General features: G+C 69.4%; 9 protein-coding genes. All 9 read left to right on the top strand.

All coding sequences use genetic code 11. The features are described from left to right. Nucleotides 1-249 (top strand): permuted SH3 domain-containing protein (locus AC1D12_RS15575; RefSeq protein ID WP_477841354.1); only part of this gene is annotated, 249 nt, incomplete at its 5' end. Nucleotides 250-270: 21 nt separating this feature from the next. Further along, complete coding sequence (locus tag AC1D12_RS15580) at nucleotides 271-3414, top strand: efflux RND transporter permease subunit (RefSeq protein ID WP_477841356.1); 3144 nt, start codon at nucleotides 271-273, stop codon at nucleotides 3412-3414. A gap of 1 nt (nucleotide 3415) precedes the next feature. Then, nucleotides 3416-4861, top strand: a complete 1446-nt coding sequence (gene adeC, locus AC1D12_RS15585; RefSeq protein ID WP_477841358.1) for an AdeC/AdeK/OprM family multidrug efflux complex outer membrane factor — start codon at nucleotides 3416-3418, stop codon at nucleotides 4859-4861. 150 nt (nucleotides 4862-5011) lie between these two features. Beyond that, nucleotides 5012-5560: a hypothetical protein gene (locus AC1D12_RS15590; protein WP_477841360.1), complete on the top strand. Its 549-nt coding sequence runs from the start codon at nucleotides 5012-5014 to the stop codon at nucleotides 5558-5560. Then, nucleotides 5557-6093 (top strand): GTP-binding protein, encoded by a 537-nt coding sequence (locus AC1D12_RS15595; RefSeq protein WP_477841362.1) that lies wholly within the window; start codon nucleotides 5557-5559, stop codon nucleotides 6091-6093. The genes AC1D12_RS15590 and AC1D12_RS15595 overlap by 4 nt, the downstream gene beginning before the upstream one ends. 11 nt (nucleotides 6094-6104) lie before the next feature. Continuing rightward, nucleotides 6105-6491: a roadblock/LC7 domain-containing protein gene (locus AC1D12_RS15600; protein ID WP_465112269.1), complete on the top strand. Its 387-nt coding sequence runs from the start codon at nucleotides 6105-6107 to the stop codon at nucleotides 6489-6491. Further along, on the top strand, nucleotides 6488-6856 hold the full coding sequence (locus AC1D12_RS15605) for a hypothetical protein (RefSeq protein ID WP_477841364.1): 369 nt from the start codon (nucleotides 6488-6490) through the stop codon (nucleotides 6854-6856). The genes AC1D12_RS15600 and AC1D12_RS15605 overlap by 4 nt, the downstream gene beginning before the upstream one ends. A gap of 288 nt (nucleotides 6857-7144) precedes the next feature. Further along, nucleotides 7145-7333, top strand: a complete 189-nt coding sequence (locus tag AC1D12_RS15610; protein ID WP_477841366.1) for a hypothetical protein — start codon at nucleotides 7145-7147, stop codon at nucleotides 7331-7333. 91 nt (nucleotides 7334-7424) lie between these two features. Then, the coding region (locus AC1D12_RS15615; RefSeq protein ID WP_477841368.1) for an AAA family ATPase at nucleotides 7425-9451 on the top strand (2027 nt) is incomplete at its 3' end.

Consider the following 9451-nt stretch of genomic DNA (forward strand, 5'->3'; position numbering starts at 1 on the left):
GCAGTCAGCCGCGACAGCACCGGCAAGCCGCTCGCCTTCGTGGTCGGCGCCGACGGCAAGCTCGAAGCGCGCGCCATCACCACCGAGCGCGCCATCGGCGACCAATGGCTCGTGACCACCGGGCTGAAGGCCGGCGACCGGCTGGTCGTCGAAGGGCAGCAGAAGGCGCGCCCGGGCCAGGCCGTGAACGCCGTGCCCGCCGGGGCCACGCCGGCCAGCGCACCCGCCGCCCGCCTGGCCGCGAACTGACACCCTCCGGAGTTCTCCACCATGGCTCGCTTTTTCATCGACCGGCCGATCTTCGCCTGGGTGCTCGCCATCATCGTGATGCTGGGCGGCGTGATGGCCATCCAGATCCTGCCGATCGCGCAGTACCCGACCATCGCACCGCCCGCCATCGCCATCTCGGCCAGCTACCCCGGCGCGTCGGCCAAGACGCTGGAAGACACGGTGACCCAGGTCATCGAGCAGAAGATGAAGGGCCTGGACCGCCTGGCCTACATCGCGTCGACCAGCGAATCCTCGGGCAGCGTGACGATCACGCTGACCTTCGAGAACGGCACCGACCCCGACACCGCCCAGGTGCAGGTGCAGAACAAGCTGGCCCTGGCCACGCCGCTGCTGCCGCAGGAGGTGCAGCAGCAGGGCGTGCAGGTCACCAAGTCGGCCAGCAACTTCCTGAACGTGCTGGCCTTCGTGTCGCAGGACGGCAAGCTGGGCGGCGCCGACCTCGCCGACTACGTGGCCGCCAACGTGCAGGACGCCATCAGCCGCGTCGACGGCGTGGGCGACACGACGCTGTTCGGTGCGCAGTACGCGATGCGCGTCTGGCTCGATCCGCACAAGCTCGACAGCTTCAAGCTGACCCCGCTCGACGTGAAGACCGCGATCCAGGCGCAGAACGCCCAGGTCTCGGCCGGCCAGCTCGGCGGCCTGCCGGCGGTGCAGAACCAGCAGCTCAACGCCACCATCACCGCGCAGACGCGGCTGAAGACGGCTGCGGAGTTCGAGGCCATCCTGCTGCGCACGCAGGCCGACGGTTCGGCCGTGCGCCTGCGCGACGTGGCCCGCATCGAGCTCGGCAGCGAGAGCTACGCCATCCAGAGCCGCTTCAACGGCAAGCCGGCCACCGGCCTCGCGATCAAGCTCGCGACCGGCGCCAACGCGCTCGACACCGTGCGCGGCATCGACGCCCGGCTCGACGAACTGCGCAAGTTCTTCCCGCCCGGCGTGGAGGTGATCAAGCCGTACGACACCACGCCCTTCGTGCGCATCTCGATCGAGGAGGTCGTGAAGACGCTGGCCGAAGCCGTCGTGCTGGTGTTCGTCGTGATGTACCTCTTCCTGCAGAACTTCCGCGCCACGCTGATCCCGACCATCGCGGTGCCGGTGGTGCTGCTGGGCACCTTCGGCGTGCTGGCGGCCTTCGGCTACTCGATCAACACGCTGACGATGCTGGCGATGGTGCTGGCGATCGGCCTGCTGGTCGACGATGCGATCGTGGTGGTCGAGAACGTCGAGCGCGTGATGAGCGAAGAGGGCCTGTCGCCGCTCGAAGCCACGCGCAAGTCGATGGGGCAGATCACCGGCGCGCTGGTGGGCGTGGCGCTGGTGCTGGCGGCGGTGTTCGTGCCGATGGCCTTCTTCGGCGGCTCCACCGGCGTGATCTACCGCCAGTTCACCGTCACCATCGTGTCGGCGATGACGCTGTCGGTGCTGGTCGCGATGATCCTCACGCCGGCGCTGTGCGCCACGCTGCTGAAGCCGGCGGCCCAGGGCCATGGGCTGGCCAGCACCGGCTTCTTCGGTGCGTTCAACCGCCTGTTCGACCGCAGCAACCGCGGCTACCAGGGCGTGCTGCGGCACATGCTGGGCCGCGGCTGGCGCTACATGGCCGGCTATGCGGTGCTGGTGCTGGCGGTCGGCTTCGTGTTCGCGAAGATCCCCGCCGGCTTCCTGCCCGACGAGGACCAGGGCTCGCTGTTCACGCTGGTGCAGCTGCCGCCCGGCGCCACGCAGGACCGCACGCTGAAGGTGATCGAGCAGGTCGAGCACCACTTCCTGGTCGACCAGAAGGATGCGGTCGATTCGATCTTCACGGTGGCCGGCTTCAGCTTCGCCGGCAGCGGGCAGAACGCGGGCTTCGCCTTCGTCAAGCTCAAGCCGTGGAGCGAACGCACGCGGCCCGAGCTGACGGCATCGGGCGTGGTCGGCAAGGCGATGGGCTACTTCTCGCAGCTGCGCGATGCGACGGTGTTCGCCTTCGCCCCGCCGGCGGTCTCGGAGCTCGGCAACGCGAGCGGCTTCGACCTGATGCTGCAGGACCGCGCCAACCTCGGCCATGACGCGCTGATGCAGGCCCGCAACCAGCTGCTGGGCGCGCTGATGGCCGAGAAGGGCCTGGTGGCGGTGCGCCCGAACGGCCTCGAGGACACGCCCGAGTTCCGGCTCGACATCGACGAGCACAAGGTAGGCGCGCTGGGCCTGGCCATGGCCGACGTCAACAACACCTTCGCGGCCGCATGGGGCAGCAGCTACGTCAACGACTTCATCGACAAGGGACGCGTGAAGAAGGTGTTCCTGCAGGCCGATGCGCCGTTCCGCATGCTGCCCGGCGACATCGACCACTGGTTCGTGCGCAACGCCGGCGGCGCGATGGTGCCGTTCAGCGCCTTCGCACAGGCCGGCTGGACCTCGGGCTCGCCGCGGCTGGAACGCTACAACGGCGTGCCGTCGGTCGAGATCCTCGGCATGGCGCTGCCCGGCACGCTCTCCAGCGGGCAGGCGCTCGACCTGGTGGAGCGCCATGCGGCCGCGCTGCCGCCGGGCATCGGCTACGAATGGACCGGCATCTCGCGCCAGGAGCGTGCGGCCGGCGGCCAGGCGATGCTGCTGTACGCGGTGTCGATCGGGGTGGTGTTCCTGTGCCTGGCCGCTCTCTACGAAAGCTGGTCGATCCCGTTCTCGGTGATCCTGGTGGTGCCGCTGGGGGTGCTGGGCACACTGCTGGGCGCCGTGCTGACGTGGAAGATGAACGACGTCTACTTCCAGGTCGGCCTGCTGACCACGGTGGGGCTGGCGTCGAAGAACGCGATCCTGATCGTCGAGTTCGCGAAGGACCTGGTCGCCCAGGGCATGGGCGTGGCCGAGGCGGCACTCACCGCGGCGCGCATGCGGCTGCGTCCGATCCTGATGACCTCGCTGGCCTTCGTGCTCGGCGTGCTGCCGCTGATGCTGGGCCACGGTGCCGGCGCAGGCGCGCAGAACGCGCTCGGCACGGCCGTGGTCGGCGGCATGGTCTCGGGCACGCTGCTGGCGATCTTCTTCGTGCCGCTGTTCTTCGTGAGCGTGCGCCGTTTGTTCGACAAGCGGCCGCAACCGCAGCTCGCGACCCCTTTGCTGGAAGGCCATTGACATGACCCGCTTGAACATCACCCGCCCGACCTGGATCGCGCTGGCCTGCGTGGCCACGCTCGGTGGCTGCAGCCTGATGCCGGCCTATGAACGCCCCGCGTCGCCGGTGCCGGCCGCCTACCCGGTGGCCGCGTCGGCACCGGTCACCACATCCGCCGCCACATCGGCCGAAGCCGGCGACATCGGCTGGCGCGAGTTCTTCGCCGACGAGCACCTGCGCCAGGTGCTGGCGCTGGCGCTGGCCAACAACCGCGACCTGCGCGTGGCGGCCTTGAACATCGACAAGGCGCGTGCGCAGTACCGCGTGCAGGACGCCGCCCTCTATCCCGCCGTCAGTGCCACCGGCAGCCAGAGCGCGACCCGCACGGCCGACACGCTGCGCGCGCCGGGCAACCCGGAGATCAGCCGCCAGTACAGCGCCGGCGTGGGCGTCAGCGCCTGGGAGCTCGACCTGTTCGGCCGCGTGCGCAGCCTGGGCGCGCAGGCGCTCCAGCAGTTCCTCGCGACCGAAGAGGCGCGGCGCAGCACGCACATCAGCCTGGTGGCCGAGGTGGCGAATGCCTGGCTGACGCTGGGCGCCGACCAGGAGCGGCTGGCGCTGGCGCAGCGCACGCTGGCGAGCCAGGGCGAGTCGTACCGGCTCAGCCAGCGCAGCTTCGAGGTCGGCGTCACGTCGGCGCTGGCGCTGCGGCAGGCGCAGACCAGTGTCGACAGCGCGCGCGTCGACGTGGCGCGCTACACCGCGCAGGTGGCGCAGGACCGCAATGCGCTGCAGCTGCTGGTGGGCTCGGCGCTGCCGGACGGACTGCTGCCGACGAACCTGGCCRACGCGCTGAACGCGCTGCCCGAGCTGCCGGGCGGCCTGCCGTCGGCGCTGCTCGAGCGCCGGCCGGACGTCCTGCAGGCCGAACACCAGTTGAAGGCGGCCAACGCGAACATCGGCGCGGCGCGCGCCGCGTTCTATCCGCGCATCAGCCTGACCGCGTCGGCCGGCTCGGCCAGCAGCGAGCTGTCCGAGCTGTTCCGCGCCGGCTCGGGCACCTGGTCGTTCATCCCGCAGGTCTCGCTGCCGATCTTCGATGGCGGCGCCAACCGCGCCAACCTCGACATCGCGAAGATCGATCGCGACATCGGCGTGGCCCAGTACGAGAAGGCGATCCAGACGGCGTTCCGCGAGGTGTCGGACGCGCTGGCGCAGCGCAGCACGGTCGGCGACCAGCTCGAGGCGCAGCAGTCGCTGGTCGACGCGACGGCCGAGAGCGATCGGCTGTCGCGTGCGCGCTTCTCGCGCGGCGTCGACAGCTACCTCGCGGTGCTGGATTCGCAGCGCTCGCTCTACAGCGCGCAGCAGAACCTGATCGGCACGCGGCTGTCGCGCATGTCGAACCTGGTGACGCTCTACAAGGTGCTGGGCGGTGGCTGGTCCGAGGGGCGCGCCGGTGGATGAGGTGCTGTCATGTCCCGATATGTTCCGATCACGCCAGCATCATGACTTCGCTGAAGTCCATCCCTAACATGCCGACCAGCAACTCAGAACACGGCCCAGCTTGATCGGCGCGACAGCGTGCAGCGCAGGGGGTTGTGGCCACACCGTTCCATGACGTCCCCCCATCGCAACCCCGAGCGCACGCTGAAGCTGCAGGCGGAGCACCTGACCGACAGGGACATCGCGAAGATCGCGGCCTTCCTGCGCATCGGCCGCGAGCGGCTGAGCCGGGACTGGCAGATCGTGTTCGAGGGTGGGCATGACGTGCTCGGCCAGCTGGCGCACCCGCTGCAGTACGAGGACGTCATCGATGCACTGCAGCAGCTGGAGCGCCGGCTCGCCGAGGAGCCCGGGACGGCGGGCGCGCAGCTGCGTCTGCGCCGCTGGCCGGCGCAGGCCTTGCTGCAAGGCGATGCCGATCGGCCCCGGCTCGCGAGCTTCCTGTTGTCGGCGCGGCAGATCGACATCGACGAGCTGACGCGCCGCAGCCACGTCGACCGGCGGGCCTGCGAGGCATTCGTGGCGGCGTTGATCGCGGCCGACGTGCTGGATGTGATGCCGGCCGCTTCCTGCCAGCCCGAGGTGAAGGGGCACTGTGCGGCCCCATCCCCGGACCAGGGCACGTTCGGCGAGATCCGGCGCAGCCTGGGGTTGGCATGACGACGATGACCCTGCCCAAGATTGTCTTCACCGGGCCGCCGGGGGCCGGCAAGACCACCGCCATCGCGATGCTGAGCGACATTCCGCCGGTGGTCACCGACGTGCGCAACACCGACCCCACGCTCGCCAAGGAACTCACCACCGTCGGGCTGGACTTCGGCCAGGTCGACCTGGCCGGCGGCCGCTGCGTGCAGCTGTTCGGCACGCCCGGGCAGCTGCGTTTCGAGTTCATGTGGCAGATCATCGCCACCGACGCGCTCGGCCTGGTGATCCTGCTCGACAACTCGCGGCCCGACCCGCTGGACGATCTCTCGACCTGCCTGGACGCCTACCGGCACCTGCTGCCGATGATGAACTGCGCGGTGGGCATCGGGCGCACGGCCGAATTCCCGCAGCCTGCGATCGACCGGTTCAGCGACCTGCTCGCCGAGCGGGGGCTGGCCTTGCCGGTGCTGCCGGTGGACGTGCGCCGGCGCGAGGACGTCCTGCTGCTGGTCGACACCGTGCTCATCCAGGGCGAGATGCGCGCCTGACCGGAACCCTCATGTCCCACCTGAACACCTCCCTGACCGAACCCGCCCGGCACGCGGCCCAAAGCCTGTTCGCCGAAGTCGACGGTGCGCGCGCCGTGCTGATCGCGACGGCCGACGGCTTCGAGCTCACGCACGCCGGGCAGACCGCGATCGCGCCGGCTCGCCTGGCCGCGATGGTCGGTTCCTTCTCCGCGCTCGGCGATGCGGCCAGCCGCGAGACCGGCATCGGCGCGCCCCGCTACCTGGTGGTCGAGTCCTCCGGCGGCCGGCTCGCGGTGCGCTGCATGCAGGTGCGCGGCCAGGCCCTCGTCGTCGCCGTCCTCACCGACCAGTCGGTGATGCTGGGCCTGGTGTGGAGCCGCCTGGCGGAGGCCGAGCGCCTGATGAACGCGGCATGAACACGATCCAGGTCGGTGCCGAGCTGGACTGCATGGCCGCCCATCGGGGCGTCGTCGGCTGCGCGCTGGTCGATGCGCACACCGGGCTGGTCTGGGACAGCCGTGCCGGGGCGTCGAATGCCGAGCGCGTGTGGGAGGCGGCGGTGGACTACTGGCGGCTGCACGACCGGCAGAAGCTGAACTTCGCCGGCCTGGGCACGCTCGGTGCGGCGGTGATGTACCACMGSGGCGGCGTGCTSGCGRTGTTCCCGTGCTGCASCGAYCCCGACSTGCTGCTSGTCKCGSWCGGCGAGCACCGCGGCGTCGACTGGATCGCGCTGCAGCGCATGGCGCGGGCACTCGGCGAGCTGCTGCGCCGTTCGTGACCAGGGGCCGGCGCGTCCGTTCCAACACACATGCCAGCCCGGGGATCGGGCATGGGCGCGGCCTTCACCGTGCCGAAGCGATCTCCACACTCAACCCGACGATTGGAAGAAAGAAACATGGCCACCATCAAACAATCCCTCGAYGACCTGCTSACCRTGGACGGCGCGMTGTGCGCGGCCGTSGTCGATTCCGCCAGCGGCATGATGCTCGGCTCGGCMGGCKCSGGYSTCGACCTCGARGTGGCKGCYGCCGGCAACACCGAGGTSGTGCGCGCCAAGSYSAAGACGATGCGCCAGCTCGGCCTGAACGACGTGATCGACGACATCCTGATCACGCTGGGCMRGCAGTACCACATCATCCGCCCGGTCTCGCGCAAGGAAGGCRYGTTCRTCTACTTCGTGCTSGACAAGRSSAAGTCCAACCTGGCGCTGGCSCGSCGCAAGGCCMMSGACGTCGAGCGCGAGCTGACGATCTGATCTGCATCAAGCCGGGGTTCCCGGTGAGCGGGTTCCGGCTTGAAAATGGGGGCGAATGCCTCAAATCCCCTGCAATCGGAGGATTCGTCCCATGCGACTCGACAAGCTCACCACCAAGTTCCAGGAAGCGCTCGGCGAGGCCCAGAGCCTCGCGCTGAACCGCGACAACCCCTACATCGAGCCAGTGCACCTGCTGGCCGCGATGCTGGCCCAGACCGATGGCCCGAAGGCCTTGCTCGAACGCGCCGGCGTCAATTCGTCCAAGCTGCAGTCGGTGCTCGACGCCGAGTTGCGCAAGCTGCCGCAGGTGCAGGGCGGCGAGCAGGTGCAGGCGAGCCGCGAGCTCGGCGCGCTGCTGCAGGCCTCCGAGAAAGAGGCCACCAAGCGCGGTGACCAGTTCATCGCGAGCGAGATGTTCCTGCTGGCCGCGACCGATGCCAAGTCGGCGATCGGCCCGCTCGTCAAGGAGCACGGCCTGACCCGCAAGGCGCTCGAGGCCGCGATCGACGCGGTGCGCGGTGGCCAGAAGGTCGACAACGCCGATGCCGAAGGCCAGCGCGAAGCCCTCAAGAAATACACCATCGACCTGACCGAGCGCGCCCGCCGCGGCAAGCTCGACCCGGTGATCGGCCGCGACGACGAGATCCGCCGCGCGATCCAGGTGCTGCAGCGGCGCACGAAGAACAATCCGGTGCTGATCGGCGAGCCGGGCGTCGGCAAGACGGCGATCGTCGAGGGCCTGGCGCAGCGCATCGTCGCCGGCGAGGTGCCCGATTCGCTGAAGAGCAAGCGGGTGCTGGTGCTCGACATGGCCTTGCTGCTGGCCGGCGCGAAGTTCCGCGGCGAGTTCGAGGAGCGGCTGAAGTCGGTGCTGAAGGAAGTGGCGCAGGACGAAGGCCAGACCATCGTCTTCATCGACGAGATCCACACGATGGTGGGCGCCGGCAAGGCCGAGGGCGCGATCGACGCCGGCAACATGCTGAAGCCCGCGCTCGCGCGCGGCGAGTTGCACTGCATCGGCGCGACCACACTCGACGAATACCGCAAGTACCTCGAGAAGGATGCCGCGCTGGAGCGCCGCTTCCAGAAGATCCTGGTCGGCGAGCCGACGGTCGAGGCGACCATCGCGATCCTGCGCGGGCTGCAGGAGAAGTACGAGGTGCACCATGGCGTCGAGATCACCGACCCGGCGATCGTCGCCGCGGCCGAGCTGAGCCACCGCTACATCACCGACCGCTTCCTGCCCGACAAGGCGATCGACCTGATCGACGARGCCGCGGCCAAGATCAAGATMGAGATCGACTCCAAGCCSGAGGYSATGGACAAGCTCGACCGCCGSCTGATCCAGCTRCAGATCGAGCGCGAGGCGGTCAAGCGCGAGAAGGATGAAGCCTCGCAGAAGCGCCTGGGCCTGATCCAGGAAGAGATCGTGCGCCTGCAGCGCGAGGCCGCCGACCTCGAGGAGATCTGGAAGGCCGAGAAGGCGACGGCGCAGGGCTCGGCCCATGTGAAGGAAGAGATCGACCGCACCCGCTTCCAGATCGAGGAGTTCAAGCGCAAGGGCGATTTCAACAAGGTCGCCGAGCTGCAGTACGGCAAGCTCCCCGAGCTGGAGAAGGCGCTGAAGGACGCGCAGGCCACCGAGGTGAAGAAGGGCGCCGACGCGAGCCGCCCGCAGCTGCTGCGCACGATGGTCGGTGCCGAGGAGATCGCCGAGGTGGTCGCGCGCGCGACCGGCATCCCGGTGTCGAAGCTGATGCAGGGCGAGCGCGAGAAGCTGCTGCAGATGGAAGGCAAGCTGCATGAGCGCGTGGTCGGCCAGGACGAAGCCATCACCGCGGTGGCCGATGCGATCCGCCGCTCGCGGGCCGGCCTGTCCGACCCGAACCGGCCGACGGGGTCGTTCCTGTTCCTCGGGCCGACCGGTGTCGGCAAGACCGAGCTGTGCAAGGCGCTCGCCGGCTTCCTGTTCGACAGCGAGGACCACCTGATCCGCGTCGACATGAGCGAGTTCATGGAGAAGCATTCGGTGAGCCGGCTGATCGGCGCGCCGCCCGGATATGTGGGCTACGACGAGGGCGGCTACCTGACCGAGGCGGTGCGCCGCAAGCCATACAG

This window comes from Rhizobacter sp. P1_G5, assembly GCF_056405435.1.